General features: G+C 71.9%; 23 protein-coding genes. 15 read left to right on the forward strand and 8 right to left on the reverse strand.

The genetic code is table 11. The annotated features are described in order from the left end of the window. Nucleotides 1–2 precede the first annotated feature (2 nt). Complete coding sequence (locus BLQ63_RS01980; protein ID WP_091027533.1) at nucleotides 3–977, reverse strand: tyrosine-type recombinase/integrase; 975 nt, start codon at nucleotides 975–977, stop codon at nucleotides 3–5. A 167-nt stretch (nucleotides 978–1,144) separates the two neighbouring features. On the opposite strand from BLQ63_RS01980, the gene BLQ63_RS01985 reads away from it, so the two are divergent. Next, on the forward strand, nucleotides 1,145–1,564 hold the full coding sequence (locus tag BLQ63_RS01985; RefSeq protein WP_091027535.1) for a secondary thiamine-phosphate synthase enzyme YjbQ: 420 nt from the start codon (nucleotides 1,145–1,147) through the stop codon (nucleotides 1,562–1,564). Nucleotides 1,565–1,567: 3 nt separating this feature from the next. On the opposite strand, the gene BLQ63_RS01990 is transcribed toward BLQ63_RS01985, so the two are convergent. Beyond that, entirely contained in the window at nucleotides 1,568–2,518 is a 951-nt protein-coding gene (locus BLQ63_RS01990) for an aldo/keto reductase (RefSeq protein ID WP_245680820.1), read from the reverse strand. 132 nt (nucleotides 2,519–2,650) lie between these two features. Here BLQ63_RS01990 and BLQ63_RS01995 point away from each other — a divergent pair, with 132 nt between their 5' ends. From BLQ63_RS01995 to BLQ63_RS02010, 4 genes are read left to right on the forward strand one after another with little or no spacing between them, the layout of a single operon-like run. Next, nucleotides 2,651–3,028: a MerR family transcriptional regulator gene (locus BLQ63_RS01995; RefSeq protein ID WP_218125003.1), complete on the forward strand. Its 378-nt coding sequence runs from the start codon at nucleotides 2,651–2,653 to the stop codon at nucleotides 3,026–3,028. A gap of 58 nt (nucleotides 3,029–3,086) precedes the next feature. Then, nucleotides 3,087–3,836 carry a nucleotidyltransferase domain-containing protein gene (locus tag BLQ63_RS02000; protein ID WP_091027538.1) on the forward strand — a complete coding sequence of 250 codons (750 nt, stop codon included), beginning with the start codon at nucleotides 3,087–3,089 and terminating at the stop codon, nucleotides 3,834–3,836. Nucleotides 3,837–3,848: 12 nt separating this feature from the next. Continuing rightward, entirely contained in the window at nucleotides 3,849–4,400 is a 552-nt protein-coding gene (locus BLQ63_RS02005; protein WP_091027541.1) for an AAA family ATPase, read from the forward strand. Continuing rightward, on the forward strand, nucleotides 4,393–5,262 hold the full coding sequence (locus BLQ63_RS02010; protein ID WP_091027542.1) for an aminoglycoside phosphotransferase family protein: 870 nt from the start codon (nucleotides 4,393–4,395) through the stop codon (nucleotides 5,260–5,262). Before BLQ63_RS02005 ends, BLQ63_RS02010 begins: the two co-directional genes overlap by 8 nt. A gap of 18 nt (nucleotides 5,263–5,280) precedes the next feature. On the opposite strand, the gene BLQ63_RS02015 is transcribed toward BLQ63_RS02010, so the two are convergent. After that, a complete protein-coding gene (locus BLQ63_RS02015; protein ID WP_091027545.1) occupies nucleotides 5,281–5,781 on the reverse strand; it encodes a tetratricopeptide repeat protein in 501 nt (166 codons plus the stop codon). A 192-nt stretch (nucleotides 5,782–5,973) separates the two neighbouring features. Beyond that, nucleotides 5,974–6,678 carry an HNH endonuclease family protein gene (locus BLQ63_RS02020; RefSeq protein WP_091027547.1) on the reverse strand — a complete coding sequence of 235 codons (705 nt, stop codon included), beginning with the start codon at nucleotides 6,676–6,678 and terminating at the stop codon, nucleotides 5,974–5,976. Nucleotides 6,679–6,797: 119 nt separating this feature from the next. Here BLQ63_RS02020 and BLQ63_RS02025 point away from each other — a divergent pair, with 119 nt between their 5' ends. The 3 genes from BLQ63_RS02025 to BLQ63_RS02035 all read left to right on the forward strand — a co-directional run bounded on the left by BLQ63_RS02025 (nucleotide 6,798) and on the right by BLQ63_RS02035 (nucleotide 8,825). Then, nucleotides 6,798–7,316, forward strand: coding sequence for an AAA family ATPase (locus BLQ63_RS02025; RefSeq protein ID WP_091027549.1), 519 nt, complete (start codon nucleotides 6,798–6,800; stop codon nucleotides 7,314–7,316). Nucleotides 7,317–7,398: 82 nt separating this feature from the next. Continuing rightward, nucleotides 7,399–8,547, forward strand: a complete 1,149-nt coding sequence (locus tag BLQ63_RS02030; protein ID WP_091027551.1) for a WD40/YVTN/BNR-like repeat-containing protein — start codon at nucleotides 7,399–7,401, stop codon at nucleotides 8,545–8,547. Then, on the forward strand, nucleotides 8,547–8,825 hold the full coding sequence (locus tag BLQ63_RS02035) for a ubiquitin-like small modifier protein 1 (RefSeq protein WP_245680821.1): 279 nt from the start codon (nucleotides 8,547–8,549) through the stop codon (nucleotides 8,823–8,825). Before BLQ63_RS02030 ends, BLQ63_RS02035 begins: the two co-directional genes overlap by 1 nt. A gap of 57 nt (nucleotides 8,826–8,882) precedes the next feature. On the opposite strand, the gene BLQ63_RS02040 is transcribed toward BLQ63_RS02035, so the two are convergent. Next, a complete protein-coding gene (locus BLQ63_RS02040) occupies nucleotides 8,883–9,374 on the reverse strand; it encodes an FKBP-type peptidyl-prolyl cis-trans isomerase (protein ID WP_245680833.1) in 492 nt (163 codons plus the stop codon). Between the two features lie 136 nt (nucleotides 9,375–9,510). Here BLQ63_RS02040 and BLQ63_RS02045 point away from each other — a divergent pair, with 136 nt between their 5' ends. Further along, nucleotides 9,511–9,975, forward strand: a complete 465-nt coding sequence (locus tag BLQ63_RS02045; RefSeq protein WP_091027553.1) for a MarR family winged helix-turn-helix transcriptional regulator — start codon at nucleotides 9,511–9,513, stop codon at nucleotides 9,973–9,975. Here the strand turns inward: BLQ63_RS02045 and BLQ63_RS02050 are convergent. Both BLQ63_RS02050 and BLQ63_RS02055 read right to left on the reverse strand, forming a co-directional pair. Next, complete coding sequence (locus BLQ63_RS02050; protein WP_091027554.1) at nucleotides 9,969–10,631, reverse strand: NAD(P)-dependent oxidoreductase; 663 nt, start codon at nucleotides 10,629–10,631, stop codon at nucleotides 9,969–9,971. The genes BLQ63_RS02045 and BLQ63_RS02050 overlap by 7 nt on opposite strands. Nucleotides 10,632–10,700: 69 nt before the next feature. Continuing rightward, on the reverse strand, nucleotides 10,701–11,165 hold the full coding sequence (locus BLQ63_RS02055) for an Lrp/AsnC family transcriptional regulator (RefSeq protein WP_091027556.1): 465 nt from the start codon (nucleotides 11,163–11,165) through the stop codon (nucleotides 10,701–10,703). Between the two features lie 80 nt (nucleotides 11,166–11,245). Between BLQ63_RS02055 and BLQ63_RS02060 the strand changes: the two genes are divergently transcribed. The 6 genes from BLQ63_RS02060 to BLQ63_RS02085 all read left to right on the forward strand — a co-directional run bounded on the left by BLQ63_RS02060 (nucleotide 11,246) and on the right by BLQ63_RS02085 (nucleotide 15,736). Further along, nucleotides 11,246–12,568, forward strand: coding sequence for an APC family permease (locus BLQ63_RS02060; protein ID WP_091027558.1), 1,323 nt, complete (start codon nucleotides 11,246–11,248; stop codon nucleotides 12,566–12,568). Next, nucleotides 12,565–13,158 (forward strand): rhomboid family intramembrane serine protease, encoded by a 594-nt coding sequence (locus BLQ63_RS29525; RefSeq protein ID WP_091027563.1) that lies wholly within the window; start codon nucleotides 12,565–12,567, stop codon nucleotides 13,156–13,158. Before BLQ63_RS02060 ends, BLQ63_RS29525 begins: the two co-directional genes overlap by 4 nt. After that, nucleotides 13,155–13,376 (forward strand): hypothetical protein, encoded by a 222-nt coding sequence (locus BLQ63_RS02070; protein ID WP_091027564.1) that lies wholly within the window; start codon nucleotides 13,155–13,157, stop codon nucleotides 13,374–13,376. The genes BLQ63_RS29525 and BLQ63_RS02070 overlap by 4 nt, the downstream gene beginning before the upstream one ends. 92 nt (nucleotides 13,377–13,468) lie before the next feature. Next, entirely contained in the window at nucleotides 13,469–13,849 is a 381-nt protein-coding gene (locus BLQ63_RS02075; protein WP_091027566.1) for a GntR family transcriptional regulator, read from the forward strand. A 4-nt stretch (nucleotides 13,850–13,853) separates the two neighbouring features. Then, complete coding sequence (locus BLQ63_RS02080) at nucleotides 13,854–14,747, forward strand: ABC transporter ATP-binding protein (RefSeq protein WP_091027567.1); 894 nt, start codon at nucleotides 13,854–13,856, stop codon at nucleotides 14,745–14,747. Continuing rightward, the gene (locus BLQ63_RS02085; protein ID WP_091027569.1) at nucleotides 14,744–15,736 is read left to right on the forward strand and encodes an ABC transporter permease subunit; all 993 of its coding nucleotides are present in this window, start codon (nucleotides 14,744–14,746) and stop codon (nucleotides 15,734–15,736) included. Before BLQ63_RS02080 ends, BLQ63_RS02085 begins: the two co-directional genes overlap by 4 nt. Nucleotides 15,737–15,801: 65 nt before the next feature. On the opposite strand, the gene BLQ63_RS02090 is transcribed toward BLQ63_RS02085, so the two are convergent. Beyond that, entirely contained in the window at nucleotides 15,802–16,206 is a 405-nt protein-coding gene (locus BLQ63_RS02090) for a VOC family protein (protein WP_091027571.1), read from the reverse strand. Nucleotides 16,207–16,296 lie beyond the last annotated feature (90 nt).

Consider the following 16,296-nt stretch of genomic DNA (forward strand, 5'->3'; position numbering starts at 1 on the left):
CATCACGCTTCGGGGAGCTGGAGGCGGTCGACGGCCTCGCGCGAGCGCCGGGCCGGGCGCCGGTCGTAGCGGGCGGTGGTGGCCGGGGAGGCGTGGCCGACCAGGGACTGGGTGATGGCCAGGTCGACGCCGGCGTCGAGGAGCTCGCCGATGAAGGTGCGGCGGAAGTCGTGGGGGGTGTGGCGGCGCTGGCCGGCTTCGACCAGGCGCTTGGTGAGCAGGTCGGCGACGGCCTGGCCGGTCATGCCGGCGAGCTGGTTGCCCGAGCGGCGCAGCTTCCCGGCCTTGTTGATGGGGCAGAACAGGGCCCCGGGGGTCGTGCCGCGCACGGCCGTCCACCGGTCGATGCGGGACTGGGCCGCTTCGGTGACGTACACGGCGCGTTCCTTGTTGCCCTTGCCGACGATGCGGATGGAGCGTTCTTTCGGGTCGTAGTCGGCGAGGCGCATGGAGGCGATCTCGCTTCGGCGGCACCCGGTGGTGTAGAGGGTGGCCAGGACGGCGCCGTCGCGGGCGCCGGCGGGCCCGGGGTCGGCGTCGCAGGCGTAGAGGGCGGCGCCGAGGGCGTCGGCGTCGACGGCCTGGCCGACGGGCAGGCGCACGGCCTTGACCGGGGCGAGGTCGCAGGCCCGCTGGTAGTCGTCGGCGGGGATCAGGTCGAGGCGCCAGGCTTCTTTGAGGACGCGGCGCAGGGCCGCGAGGTGCTTGTTGACGTAGGCGCCCGACCAGCCCGAGTCGATCATGGCCGCGCGCAGGCGGGAGGTGTGCTCGTAGCGCAGCAGGTGCCAGGGCTGGCCTTCACCGGTGGTCTCGGGGTCGCCCGACAGGAGCTGGGCGATGCGGTCGAGGCATCCGCGCATGGTCCTGCGCGACTCGGCCGACCCGAGCGAGTCGAGGTAGGCCCGGTAGGGGTCGGCGCCGGGGGCGACGGTGACGGTGCGGTCGGACCAGTCGACTCCGGTGATCTCTGCGGACATGTGTGCCACGATAGTCGAAGTCGCGCAATCGGTCCGGCTGCTACGCCGCGGCCGCTCACGCGATCGGGCCAAGCGCTCGCCCGATGCCGCGCCCCGTGGGTCTCGGCCGGGCCCTGCCGCCACGGGGTGACACCGCCGGGCGCCCTGGCGTGGCAAGATCGGCGGTTATGAGCCCGGCCTTCCGCACCACCACCATCGCCGTCCACACCGGACGACGCGAGACCGTCCACAACCTCACCGGCGCCTGCGAGGCGTTCCTGGCCGAATCCGGTGCCCGCGAGGGCCTGCTGAACGTGTTCGTCCCGCACGCCACGGCCGGGGTCGCCGTCATCGAGACCGGCGCCGGCAGCGACGAGGACCTGCTCGACGCGCTGGGCGACCTGCTGCCGCGCACCGACCGGTGGCGCCACCAGCACGGCTCGACCGGGCACGGGAGGGACCATGTGCTGCCCGCACTGGTCGCCCCCCACGCCACGCTCCCGGTCGTCGCCGGCCGCCTCGCCCTGGGGACGTGGCAGTCGGTGCTGCTGGTGGACACCAACCGCGACAACCCCGACCGGACGGTCCGCCTGTCCTTCTACGGGTAGGCCTCAGGCGGCGTCGCTGAGGCGGCGCCACTGCCCGGGGTCGAGCTTCAGGTCGATCCCGGCCGCGACCTCCTCGAGCTGCGCGACCGAGGAGACGCCCACGAGCGGGACGAGAGGCGCCGCGTGCCCGGTCAGCCACGCCAGGACGACCTGGTTGCGCGTCGCGCCCGTCTCGGCCGCGACCGCGTCCAGCGCCGCGAGGCGCGACCGCGTCCCGGGGTGCTCGTAGTGCCCGCCCAGGGCCTTGCCGGGGTTGGTGTACGCCCCCGACAGGAGCGCGGAGTACGTCAGCAGCGCCGTCCCGGGCGTGTTCGCCACGAAGTCGAGGTCCCCGTCCGTGGCGTGCACGTGCCCGCCCTCGGGCAGGGCCGCGCCCGGGCGCGGCTGCAGGTACGAGTACCGGTTCTGCATCGCCGTATAGGCGGCGGCCCCGGTCTTGCGGCTGAGGGCCCGGGCCCGCTCCACGCGCCACGCGGCGTGGTTCGACGCGCCGACCAGGCGCGCCTTCCCCGACCGCACGACCGCGTCGAACCCGGCGACGGTCGCCTCCAAGGGCGTGTCGCGGTCGTCGCGGTGCGACCACAGCAGGTCCACGTGGTCGATGCCCAGGCGCTCCAGGGACTCGTCCACTCCGGCGCCGATCCGCGCGGGCGTCAGCGGCTCGGAATGGTCCAGGCCCCCGCCGGGGAAGGACGGCCGCCGGCCCACCTTCGTGGCGATCACGAGGTCGTCGCGGATCCCCCGGTCGGCCAGCCAGCGCCCCAGCAGGAGCTCCGACTCGTCCCCGGTGCCGCCGTCGACCCAGAACATGTAGCAGTTGGCGGTGTCGATGAAGTTGCCGCCCAGTTCGACGAACCGGTCCAAGATCGCGAAGCTCGTCGCCTCGTCCTGGACCGCGCCCAGGGCCATCGCCCCCAGGCACAGCCTGGAAACGCCGATATTGTCGTCACCCAATGCGATCCGCTCCACAGCGGTCCCCTTTCGAACGTTGTTCGCTGTCATCGCCGACGCTAGGACTTGGAGTGGACTCCAATGCAAACCCGCAGGCAGGCGGCTTCCGTCCCAAAACGGGTAGGATCGGGTCCCATGACCTCCACCCCGATGCAGACCGGCTACACGATCGGCGAGTGCGCCCGCCGCTCCGGGTTCTCGATGGACACCCTCCGCTACTACGAGCGCGTCGGCCTCATCGACGACGTGGACCGCACCGCCACCGGCCAGCGCCGCTTCAGCGACGCCCACCTCGAATGGCTCGGCACCCTCAAATGCCTGCGCGACACCGGGATGCCCGTCGAGCAGATGTGCCGCTTCGCGCGGCTCGTGCGCGACGGGGACGCCACCGTGCCCGAGCGGATCGAGCTGCTCCAGGTCCACCGCGAGGCCGTGAACGAGCGCATCGCCGACCTGGACGCCAAACGCGACTACATCTCGGGCAAGATCGCCTACTACCAAGGACTCCAGTAGCGCCAGGGCCCCGAAAAGGGCTCGACCCGGCGCCTCGGCGTCGTCCATACTCGCCGGCGTGGACCACTCCTCGCACGCCCGCCGCCTCGCCGCCCGCCTGGCGGCCGAACTCGCACCCGCCGCGACCGGGATCGCCCTGCTCGGGTCGGTCGCCAACGGCACCGACCACCCCGACTCCGACATCGACCTCGTCATCGCCGCCCACGGCCCCGAACGCGTCGACGTCCGCCAGGTCGAGGGCCGCATGGTCACCCTCACCCGCAAGAGCCCCGAAGCGCTGGCCGCGGCACTCACCCACCCGTGGGAGGCCGGTGCGGCCGCCGGCGCCTGGCGGTACGCGGTCGTCCTCCACGACCCCGAAGGGCGCATGGCCGCACTGCAGGCGGCGGCGACCTCGTGGACCTGGGACGCGATCGGCGCCGAAGCCGACCGGTGGGCCGCAGCCGAACTCGTCGGCCTCGCCGAGGAAGTCCACAAGGTCTGCGGGATGCTCGCCCTGGGCCGCTCGCGCGGCGCCGCCGCGAACCGACTGATCCTCGCCCTGCACCTCGCCGCCCCGCTCGGCGCCGCGCACCGGATCATCGTCGACTCCGAGAACGACCTGTGGGACGCCCTCGCCGATGCCGAAGGCCCCGCCTGGGCCCGCGCCTGGGACGCCGCGGCCGGCGTCACCGGCGAAGGCCACGAAGCCGGATGCCGCGGAGCCCTGGCCCTGTACCGGATCGCGGCCGACCGCCTCGCCCGCCACCTCGACACCGAAGCGCGCGCCGTCGTCGACACCGCCTGCGACCGCGCCGCCCGAACCTGAAAGAGGGGATCCGTGGACCGCTACATCCTCACCGGCGCCCCCGGCGCCGGCAAGACCACCACCGCGCGCCTGCTGGCCGCAGCCGGGCACACCGTCGTCGCCGAGGCCGCCACCGACCTCATCGAAGCGGCCCAGGCCGACGGGCAGGACGCCCCCTGGGAGCAGGCCGCGTTCTGCGAGGCGATCGCCGCCCTCCAAAGGGACCGCCAGATCGCCGCCGACGCCCTACCGGGGCCGGTCCAGTACTTCGACCGGTCCCCGGTGTGCACGCTCGCCTTGGCCCGCTTCACGAACCAGCCCGTCGGACCCGCCCTGGCCGCCGAACTCGACCGCATCCGCACCGAACGCGTCTACCGCCCGCGCGTGCTCATGCTCGACCTGCTCGGCTTCGTGGTCCCCACCGCCGTGCGCCGCGTCGACCTCGCCCAGGCCCAGCGCTTCGAAGACGTCCACGTGCAGGCCTACACCGAGCACGGCTTCACCGTCGAACGCATACCCGCGGCACCGCCCCGGGCCCGTGCCGCGCTGCTCCATCAGCTGACCTGCAGGGAGTCCCATGCCTGAGATCACCGCCGACCTCGCCCGGCGCCTGGTCGCCGACCAGTTCCCGCACTGGGCCCACCTGCCCGTGGCACCGGTGCCGCGCCAGGGGTGGGACAACCGCACCTTCCGGCTCGGCACCGACCTGTCCGTGCGGCTGCCCTCCGCGGCGGGCTATGCGGCGGCCGTCGAGGAGGAAGACCGCTGCCTGCCGGTCCTCGCCGAGCACCTGCCCATCGCGATCCCCGAGCCGGTGGCCCTGGGGCGCCCCTCGCCGCAGTATCCGCATCCGTGGTCGGTCCGGCGCTGGCTGGAGGGCGACACGGTCGAAGCGGCGGCCGGCCTCGACCGCGTCCGGCTCGCCGCCGACCTCGGCAGTGTCCTCACCGACCTGTTCGAGGCGCCCGCCGGCGGGGGTCCGGCGGCGGGACGGCATTCGTTCTTTCGCGGCTGCCACCCCAGCGTCTACGGCGACGAGGTGCAGGCCGCCCTCGACGTCCTCGACGATGTCGACGCCGACGCCTGCCGGCAGGTGTGGGCCGAGGCGTGCGCCACGGTGTGGGGGGCGCGCCCGTCGTGGTTCCACGGGGACGTCTCGCCGGGGAACCTGCTGGTCACCGGCGGCCGCCTGTCGGCGCTCATCGACTTCGGCACGTGCGGTGTGGGCGACCCCGCCAGTGATCTCCAGATCGCCTGGACGTACTTCAGCGGGGAGTCCCGGCGGCGTTTTCGCGAGGCGGTGGCCCTGACCGACGACGAGTGGCGCCGGGCCCGCGGCTGGGCGCTGTGGAAGGCGCTCATCACCATGGCCGGCGTGTCGGGCTCCGACCGCGAGGGCGTCCAGCGCCGCAATCTCGAACAGGTCCTGGCCGACCCGATCGTCTGAGCGGCGCGCGGGCCGCTGTTACCGGATCGGGTCCTTCCCGACCAGGCCCCGCGCGTAGTTGACCGTCGAGCGCTGGTACCGGGGCAGGTGCGGGGCCAGGGCGGTCAGGGCGACCGACAGGCCCTCGCGGTCGCGGCCGAGTTTCGCGAGGGTCAGCGCCTCGCACATCGCCAGGGCGTCGTCGTACTCGTCCGAGCCGCGCGACTTTTCTTCCTCGATCATCGCCAGGGCCCGGTCGGGGTGCCCGGTCTCGCGCAGCGACGACGCCATCTGGATCGACACCCGCCGGCGCCGCACCCCCGACAGTCCGGCCCCGACGGCCCGCTCGTAGTAGCCCACGGCCGCCTCGGTATACCCGGTCGAATCGTGCGCGCCGCCGACCTCGAACAGCGCGTCCGGGTCGTCCTCGCCGCGTTCGGCCGCCAGGGCCTTCATCGCCTCGACGAAGTCCTCGCGGCCCATCGCGTCCAGGCGCTCCCACAATGCGGCGACGCGCGCTTCCCAATCCTCAGCTGTCATGACCGGCAACCTACGCCAACGCGTGCGGCGCCGGCGCGGCACGGCCGGGCGCCCGGTGACCGGTCACGGCCGCGGTCGGCGGCGTCCGGGTCGGCGCCGCCGTCGCAGCCGCGAAGGCCGGGGGAGCGAGTCGTTCGCCGGTGCCGAACGGGCCCTTGCGGAAGCGTCCGGGACCGTCTGGCCGGCCCTGGGCTAGCAGGCCGCGGCGTAGTCCAGCAGCGCGCCCTGCTCGGCCTCGTCCACGGCCAGGTCCCATTCGGTCTTGACCTCGACCCACGCCCACACGTAGGCGCACCAGACCGTCTCGTCGACGGGCATCCACTCGGCGGGGTCCTGGTCGGACTTGGACCGGTTCGAGGAGGCGGTGACCGCGATCAGGTGCCAGGCGTTGCCCTGGAAGTTCGCGTACGCCTGGCGGTCCTCGGTCGTCCAGTCGGCCGCGCCCGAACCCCAGGCCTCCTTGAGGGGCACGAAGTGGTCGATGTCGATCTCGGAGGAGTCGGTGACGGTCTCGGCGTCGTACATCGAGACCCATTCGCCGGTCATGCCCGCGTCGCAGTCGGCCTCGGTGAGGTTCCCCGACCGGTCCTGGGCGACCAGTACGTCGTCGCGGGCGTCGCACCCGTTGCCGTCCTCGTCCCTCCAGTGGGGGAACAGGGACCGGTCGTAGCCGTCGTCGGTCTCCTCGGCCACGGTCAGGGCCTGGATCGCCGCGGTGAGCGCGGCGGGGTCGACGGTGACGGTGAACGGGGCGGTGTCGCTGAACTCCTCGGAGACCTGGGAGCCGGTGCCGGTCCCGCCGGGTCCGGTGGGGTCCTCGACCAGGTCGGCCACGTCCTGGCAGCCGGCGGCCAGGAGAGTGAGGGGCAAGAGCAGCACGAGACGGGGAGCGCGCATCACAGCATCGTCCTAACGGGACAAAAGTGGGCAGGGGGCGCGTCATCGCGACCGGGGTGTTCGCAACGTAACACACACGCGGCCACCGCGACAGGTCCACTCCTGCTAGATTCCCCCGAATGATCGTATGGCTCAACGGCACCTTCGGCGCCGGCAAGACCACCACCGCGCGCCTGCTCGAAGCCGCCCTCCCGGCGCGGGTCTTCGACGCCGAGCACATCGGATACCTCCTGCGGGGCGTCATCGGGGACGTCCCGCACGCCGACTTCAAGGACTGGGCGCCCTGGCGGGGCCTGACGATCGAGACCGCCCGCCAGGTCCTCGACTTCGTCGGCGGCACCCTCGTCATCCCGCAATCGGTCCTCCAGCACCAGTACTGGACCGAGCTCATGGACGGCTTCGCGAAGCACGACATCCCCGTCACGGCGTTCACCCTCCACGCCGAGCGCGACACGTTCGAGCGGCGCGTGCGCACCGACACCGCCGAACCCACCGCCCTCCAATGGCGCCTGGACCACCGCGACGCCTACGAGCAGGCCCTCGGACAGTGGATGCGGGCCGAGACGACCCTCATCGACACCACCGACCGCACCCCCGAGGACGCCTGCGCCGAAATCGTCGCCGCCGCGCGCGCCTGAAACACCGAACCGCCTGAAAACGTCGTACCCGGGCGCGACGATGAGAACGAGACCGCCAACACGACCGGCAAAGGAGCCCGCCATGGCCTACCTCGTCCTCATCGGCACCCGCAAGGGCCTGTTCACCGCCACCAGCGACGACCGCGAGCAATGGGTCCTCAAGGGCCCCCACGGACTCGACCCCGACGGCTACACCGCCGTCTCCGAGATCTACGCGACCGCCGCCGACCCCGCCACCGGCCGGATCCTCGTCGCGGCCGACTCGCCCCACTTCGGCCCCTCCGTCTGGCGCTCCGACGACCTCGGCGCCACCTGGCACGAACCCGACGCCGCACCCATGGCCTTCCCCCAGGACCTGCCCTACCGGCCCCTGGACTTCTCCGAGACCGCCGGCATCGACCAGCCCGACGCCGACCAGTCCAACACCGTCAAACGCGTCTGGCAGCTCGCCTTCGGCCCCCAGGAAGGGCGCGTGTGGGCCGGCGTCGAACCCACCAGCCTGTGGCGCTCCGACGACGGCGGACGCACCTTCACGTTCAACCGGTCCCTGTGGGACCACCCCCAGCACACCACCTGGGCCTCCGGCGGCGGCGGCGCCGCCGTCCACACCATCGTCACCGACGACGACGACCCCGCCCACGTCATGATCGCCATGTCCTCGGGCGGCATCTACGAGACCCGCGACGACGGCGACACCTGGGAAGGGGTCACCAAGGGCATCACCGTCGACTACGGCCCCGACCCCGAACCCGAATCGGGCCACTGCATCCACAAAGTCGCCCGCACCGCCGACGGCACCTGGATCGCCCAGAGCCACGGCCCCGTCTGGCGCACCGACGAACCCGGCTCCGGGTGGACCAACGTCTCGGCGACCCTGCCCTCCGAGTTCGGCTTCGCCGTCGTCGCCCACCCCACCGAGGCGGGCACCGCCATGGTCTGGCCCGTCCAGGCCGCCATGGACCGCTTCCCGCCCGGCCACCGCATCGCCGCCTGGCGCACCACCGACCACGGCGACACCTGGCACGAGTGGAGCACCGGCCTGCCCGCCGAGCCCTACTTCGCCAACGTCATGCGCGACGGCGCCTGCACCGACGGCGCACCCGACCCCGGCTGGTACTTCGGCACCCGCTGCGGCGACGTGTGGGCCGCCGGCGACGCGGACGCCACCTGGCACCTGGTCGCCGCCCACCTCCCCGACGTCCTGTGCGTGCGAGCGATCGAGACCCGCTGATGGTCGACGTCAAACTCCCGGCCGCACTCGCCTCCGAATGCGCCGGCCAGCGCCACCTCCACGTCGACCTGCCCGACGACGCCACCCTCGCCGACGTCCTCGACGCCATCGCGACCACCCACCCGCGCCTGGCCCGGCGCCTGCGCGACGAATCGGGGAAACTGCGCCGCTACGTCAACATCTACATCGGCGACGACGAGAACCGCCGCCTCCAAGGCCTCGCCACCCCCGTCGAAGGCCGCGACATCCAGATCCTGCCCTCCATCGCCGGAGGCTGACACCACACCGAAAGGGGCCACCGCGCAGCAGCGCGGCGGCCCCTCCCGAAAACCGATCTACCTGCCGTTGATCGACACCACGTCCACCACGAACACCAGCGTCTCGTTCGGGCCGATGACCCCGCCCGCGCCCTGCGAGCCGTAACCGAGCTCCGGCGGGATCACGATCAGGCGCCGGTCGCCGACCTGCGACCCGATCAGGCCGTCGTTCCAGCCCTGGATCACCGGCGCCGAACCCAGCGGCGACACCTCGAACGGCTGCGCCCCGCGGTTCCACGAAGCGTCGAACTCCTTGCCGTTCGACCAGTTGAACCCCGCATACTGCACCGCGACCGCGTCCCCGGCCTTCGCCTCGACACCCGAGCCCTCGACCACGTCAGCGGTGAACAGGCCCGCGGGCGCCGCGACGTCCGGCACCGACACGACCGGCTTCGACCCCGTGTCCTCAGACACCGAGACCTCGACACCGTCACTGATCTGCACCACGTTCGCATCCCCTTCATCTGCACTGCCGTCGGCGCCACCGGCGCCGCAGCCGGCCAGCAGCACCGCGCTCAACGCGACCGCCACCGGCACCCAAAAACGACTCACAAGCCTTGAGTCCACCGAGGGAACCTACCACCCGCCGCCCGCCCGCACCGACCTCGCCTATCCTTGACCCCGAACCGAACCGCAGGAGCACCGCATGACCCAAGGCCCCGGCGACACCGCCACCGACGTCACCGAGCTCCTGCGCCGCCTCACCGTCCAACTGCGCCTGCTCAACCACCAGGTCTCCGACCGCATCGGGCTCCAAGACGTCGACCTCGAATGCCTCGACCTCATCTCCCGCACCGGACCCCTGACCCCCTCGGCGCTGGCGCGGGCCGCGGACCTGCACCCGGCGACGGTCACGGGCGTGGCCGACCGGCTCGAGAAGGGCGGGTGGATCCGGCGCGAGAAGGTCCCCGCCGACCGCCGGGCGGTGCACCTGGTCGCCGACGAGGCGCGGGGCCGGGAAGTCCTGCGCCTGTACGAGCCGCTGCGTTCGGCGATAGGGGAGATCTGCGCCGGGTTCGAGCCCGCGCAGCTGGCGGTGATCGCACGGTTCCTCGACCGGGCCGGTGCGGCCGGACGGGCCGCGACCGACGATCTGACGGCCGGTCAGTAGGCGACGCCGAGGACCCGGCGCACCGCCGCCGGATCGGACACGGCCGCGAGCATCGCCGCGGCCAGGTCCGCCCGGGCGATCGTGAACCCGTTCCTGGGATTGTGCCCGACCTGGGTGCGCCACCGGCCCGCGGCGGGCTTGTCGGTCAACTGAGGCGGGCGCACGATCGTCCAGTCCAGTCCCGAATCCACGACCGCGTCCTCCATCGCCGCGAGGTCGGCGTAGTGCGCGGCCAAGGCCCGCTTGACGATCGGGGTCAGGCGCCGCAGCAGGAAACCGTCACCGGGGTCGTGCCGGGGCTTGTCGGGCCGCGCCGCGGTGGGCACGGTGCCGATCGGCGCGGCCGACAGCACCACCAGGCGCCGCGTCCCCGCAGCCCGCATCGCGGCGATGAGCGCCCGCGTCCCGGTGGCCGCGACGCCCGCCTCGGCCTTCGACGTCGCCCCCAGCGCCGAGACCACCGCGTCCGCTCCGGCCACCGCCGAAGCCAGAACGCCCGGGTCCGGCCTCGACAGGTCCGCCCGCACCGCACCGACCCCGGAAGGGAGCTTGCCGGGGCTGCGAACCACGGCGGTGACCTCGTGCCCGGCGGCCGATGCCTGTTCGAGCACGAGCCGCCCGGTCGCACCGGTCGCGGCCACCAGCGTCAGCTTCATCAGGTACTCCTCACCCAGAAATAATACGAGCACCATAACATCTGCCACTCATATAAAATAGGGTGCGGATCACCCCACCTCCGACAACACCTCCAACACCCGGTTCTCCTCACGCTGGAACACCATCGACGTCTGAAACCGCGCCACCTCCGGCCGCGTCGCCAACCGATCCACCAGAAAAGCGTGCAACCGCTCCGTGTTCTGCACCGCCACATGCAACACGATGTCCCCCTCACCCGACACCACGAACAACCGCAACACCTCCGGCCACGACCCCACCGCCGACCGGAACGCCTCATACGAACCGCGCTGATGATGACGCAGATGCACCGACACCAGCGCCTCCGCACCCCGACCCAACGCCCCCAGATCCACCGCCGCGTGATACCCCCGAATCACCCCGCGCCGCGTCAACGACCGCACCCGATCCTGCACCGTCGACGGCGCCACCTCCAGACGCCGCGCCAACTCCCGATGCGACAACCGCGCATCCGACTGCAACAACCGCACAATCCCCACCTCAAGCTCATCCACACACGGATTATCCACCGAAAACCAACCACACGTCCAATCTCACCCCGAGAAGACCGAACAACCGCCTAACATCACCCCACATGACCACCCGAACGAACACCCCCGGCACCCTCGGCACCGCACGCGGCACCGCCCTCTACCTCGGCGCCGTCCTCGGACCCGGCGTCCTCGCCCTCCCACACCTCGCCGCCGCCGCCGCAGGACCCGCCGCCATCATCGCCTGGACCGGACTCCTCGCCCTCGCCATCCCCGTCGCCGCAACCTTCGCCGCCCTCGCCACCCGCTGGCCCGACGCCGGCGGCGTCGCCACCTTCACCCGCGCCGCCTTCGGCGACCGCGCCGCCGCCGCCTGCGGCTGGTGGTTCTACTCCGTCATCCCCATCGGCGCCGCAGCCGCCGCCCTCGTCGGCGCCGCCTACATCGCCGCACCCGCAGGACTCGGCCACACCGCCACCCTCACCATCGCCGCCGCACTCATCACCACCGCCTTCGCCGCCAACCACATCGGCCTCCGCCTCTCCGGCACCGCCCAACTCATCCTCATGGCACTCCTCATCGCCCTCCTCACCACCGCCATCACCACCGCCGCCCCACACGCCCACACCGCCAACCTCACCCCCTTCGCCCCCCACGGCACCACCGGCATCCTCTCCGCAGCCGCCGTCCTCCTCTTCGCCTTCTCCGGCTGGGAAGCCGCCAGCCACCTCTCCGGCGAATTCACCAACCCCAAGCGCCAACTCCCACGCGTCACCGCCCTCGCCCTCGCCATCGTCGCCGCCATCTACCTCGGCCTCGCCACCACCACCACCGCCGTCCTCGGACCAGACGCCGCCACCCGCCCCACACCCCTCGCCGACCTCCTCGCCTACGGCTTCGGCCCCAACGCACGCACCATCACCGCCGCCGCAGCCGCCGTCCTCTGCCTCGGCGCCGTGAACACCTTCATCGCCGGCGCCTCACGCCTCGGCGCCGCCCTCGCCCGCGACGGCGCCATGCCCGCACCCCTCGCCAAAGGCCACCAACCAGGCCGCACCCCCCACCGCAGCCTCGCCCTCCTCGCCACCCTCACCGCCATCGTCCTCACCGCAGCCGTCACCTGGCAACTCGACCTCGACCAACTCATGAGAGCCACCTCCGCCAGCCTCGCCGCCGTCACCACCCTCGCCTGCGCCGCCGCCGTCCGCCTCCTCCACGGACGCGCCCGCGCCACCGCCCTCACCGCCACCACCGTCACCGCCGCCATCAGCACCGCCCTCGCCTGGTACCTCCTCATCCCCGCCCTCGTCGGCGCCGCCGCCCTCACCTACCTGCACCTCCACCAAGGCAAGCCCCGGCCGGATACCCTTCAAGACACCGAACCGGAACGCGCCCCAGCGCCCCCGCTCGCACAAGGAGCCCCATGACCACCGCGCCACCCACCCCCCTCCACCCGCTCCGGCGCGCCCTCACCCTCTGGGGCGCCCTCATCGCCCTCATGTGGGCCCTGCTCATCGCCGACTGGATCCTCCCGGCCCACCTCACCGCCTGGGGCATCACCCCCCGCACCCTCGAAGGCCTCCTCCCCGGCGCCCTCGCCGCACCCTTCCTCCACGGCAGCACCGGACACCTCGTGTCCAACATGGTCCCGCTCGCCGTCATGGGCACCATCGCCGCACTCAGGGACTGGCGCGGCATGTGGACCGCGCTGGCGGTGACCCTCGTGGCCTCGGGGCTGGGCGTGTGGCTGTTCTCCCCGGCGAACTCGGTGACCGTGGGCGCCTCGGGGATCGTCTTCGGCCTCTTCGGCTACCTCCTGGCGCGCGGGGTCGTCACCCGCAGGGTCGGCGACTTCCTCATCGCCCTGCTCGTCATCGCCGTCTACGGGTCGATGATCTGGGGCGTCTTCCCCTCCCAGCCGCACATCTCCTGGCAGGCCCACCTGTTCGGGTTCCTCGGCGGCGCCGCGGCCGCCATCGCCACCCGCCCGCGCCGCGCCGCCCCGGTCGGCGCGTGAGCGCTCCGGCCGGCTTCACCTGGACCGAGCGGAGCGACGGCACCGTTCGCATCGTCCACCGCGGCCGCGCCGCCGCCACGCTGCGCGGGGCCCGCGCCGCCAAGTTCCTCGACGAGATCGCCGCCGGGGACCCCCAGCACGTGTGCGCCCGGTGGACGGGCGCCTACAAGTTCGGCAACGAGCGCACCGCCCGCCAACACCCCCGCAACCAGCGATAACAGCCCCCGCGCCGGGGGAGTGGGGCCCCGAGATCGACAGTGCCACACCCATAGCACTATAGTGCTAACATCCTAGTGAAATAGAGAAAGTTGTGATCGACTTCCACCTCGAACCGCGCTCCGGCGTGGCCCCCTACATGCAGCTCGTCCACCAAGTCCAGCAAGCCCTGCGACTGGGCATGCTCGACGTGGGGGACCAGCTGCCCACGGTCAAACAAGTGGTCGCCAAGATCGCCATCAACCCCAACACCGTCCTCAAGGCCTACCGCGAACTCGAACGCCAAGGACTCGTCGCGCCCAAACCCGGACGCGGCACCTTCATCACCGCCACCCTCGCCGACGACCACCTCGACGCCCACGCCGACCTCAAAACCGACCTCCAGCAATGGATCACCAAAGCCCGAAGCGCCGGACTCGACGACGCGGCCATCCGAGCACTCTTCGACACCACCATCCGGAAGGAACCACGGTGAACCCATGACCACCCCAGTCCTGACCACGCACCTGCTCACCAAGCGCTACGGCACCCAGTCCGCCCTCACCGAAGCCACCCTCGACATCCCCGCCGGGCGCATCGTCGGCCTCGTCGGCCCCAACGGCGCCGGCAAGTCCACCCTCCTCGCCCTCGCCGCCGGACTCGTCCGGCCCACCAGCGGCACCATCGAAGTCCTCGGCCGCCGCCCCGCCGCCGACGCCGCCCAGCTCGCCCGCGTCGGCTTCGTCGCCCAGGACACCCCCGTCTACGCCGGCCTCAGCGTCGCCGACCACCTCACACTGGGGGAGAAGCTCAACCCGCACTGGGACAAGCAACTCGCCCGCCAGCGCGTCGAACAAGTCGGGCTCGACCCCAAGAAGAAGGCCGGGCGCCTCTCCGGCGGCCAGAAAGCCCAACTGGCCCTCACCCTCGCCGCCGCCAAACGCCCCGAACTGCTCGTCTTCGACGAACCAGTCGCCGCCCTCGACCCCCTCGCACGCAGGGCCTTCCTCCAGAACCTCATGGAGTTCGTCGCCGACATGGACGTCTCCGTCATCCTCTCCTCGCACCTCCTCGGCGACGTCGAACGCGTCTGCGACCACCTCGTCGTCCTCGCCGAATCCCGCGTCCAGGTCGCCGGCGACATCGACGACCTCACCGGGGCGCACCACCGCGTCGTCGGCCCCCGCGGCACCCTCGACGCCCTCCCCGAGGGCGTCGACGTCATCGCAGCCGACCACACCGACCGCCAGACCACCCTCATCGTCCACAACACCACCGGACGACCCCTCGACCTCCCCGGCGCCGAAACCGTCGGCCTCGAAGACATGGTCCTGACCTACCTCCACCGCGCCGAAGGCATCGGCGTCCCGACCCTCCAGGAGACCCGCTCATGATCTGGCTGACCTGGCGTCAGATGCGCGCCCAGACCCTCTGGACCGCCGGTGTCCTGGCCGCAATCGGCGCCTACCTGCTCTACCTGGCCGCCGCCGTCCGCGAGTCCTACCGCGTCAACGTCACCGAGTGCACCACCGCCTGCGACGAAGCCGCCCACCTCTTCGGCGACGAGTTCGGCTCCGGCCTGCTCATGCTCGGCCTGCTCCTGCTCGCCGGACCCGCCCTCATCGGCGCCTTCTGGGGCGCCCCCCTCATCACCCGCGAACTCGAGACCGGCACCCACCGCCTCGTGTGGAACCAGTCGGTCACCCGCACCAGATGGCTCGCCGTGAAACTCGTGATCGTCGGGGGAGTGAGCGTCCTGTTCACCGGCACCCTCAGCCTGCTGCTGACCTGGGCCGCCGGCCCCTACGACAAGCTCGTGGACAGCCGCTTCGAACCGCTGACGTTCGCCGCGAGAGACCTCGCCCCGTTCGGGTACGCGATCCTGGCCTTCACCCTCGGGCTCGTGATCGGCGTGCTCGTCCGCAAGACGCTCGCGGCCATGGCCCTCACCCTGGTCGCGTTCGTGGTCTTCCAGCTGCTCATGGCGAACGTCCTCAGGCCCCACTTCACCGAGCCGGTCACCGAGACCATCACCTGGGCCGACGCCAACACCGTCGGGCAGATCGACGCGTTCGGCATCGGCTCCGAAGGCGCGGGCATCCAGGAATACCAGATCCAAGGCGCCTGGGTCCTCGACGACCTCATCACCGTCTACAAGGGCGACGGGACCGCGTTCGACGAGTCCGACCTCGACACCTGCGACGCCCAAGGCGCCACCACCCCCGACGAGTGCCTGCGCGCCATGGACGCCACCTTCGACGTGACCTATCACCCCGCCGACCGGTACTGGACGTTCCAGTGGATCGAGCTCGGCGGCGCGCTCGCGCTGTCGGCGGTGCTCCTGGGCGTCGCGTTCTGGCGCATCCCCCGCGGCATCAACTGAGATTCCCGCAAGTGATGGTGGGTGGGGCCTAGGCCCCACCCACCATTACTTGCGTCGCCGAGCGCCTACGCGCCGGTGATGTTGACCATCCAGCCGATGCCGAACCGGTCCACCAGGGCGCCGAACTCGTCGCCCCACATCTGCTTCTCCAGGGGGATGTTCACCGAGCCGCCCTCGCTCAGGCCCTGGAAATAGCCGCGCAGCTCGTCCGCATCCTCGCCCGAGAGGCTGATCGAGATGTTCTCACCGGGCTTGTAGTCCATGCCCGGAGGCGTGTCCGAGGCCATCAGCGTGAACCCGGCGCTCGAGGTGAGCTGGGCGTGCATGACCTTGTCCGCGTCCTCACCGGGCATCCCGGACTCGCCGAACGTGTTCACCTTCAACTCGCCGCCGAGCACGCCCTGGTAGAACTCCATGGCCTCACGTGCGTCCCCGTTGAACGCCACGTACGGATTGAGGATCGAACCCATCGCAGACTCCCTTCGTCGTCGAAGCGATACACCGCCATCCTCGCAAGCGCGGCCGAGGCGCACACGCGAATCGGCAACGACCCCCGCACT

The organism is Glycomyces harbinensis (genome assembly GCF_900101745.1).
Taxonomy (GTDB): Bacteria; Actinomycetota; Actinomycetes; order Mycobacteriales; family Micromonosporaceae; genus Glycomyces; species Glycomyces harbinensis.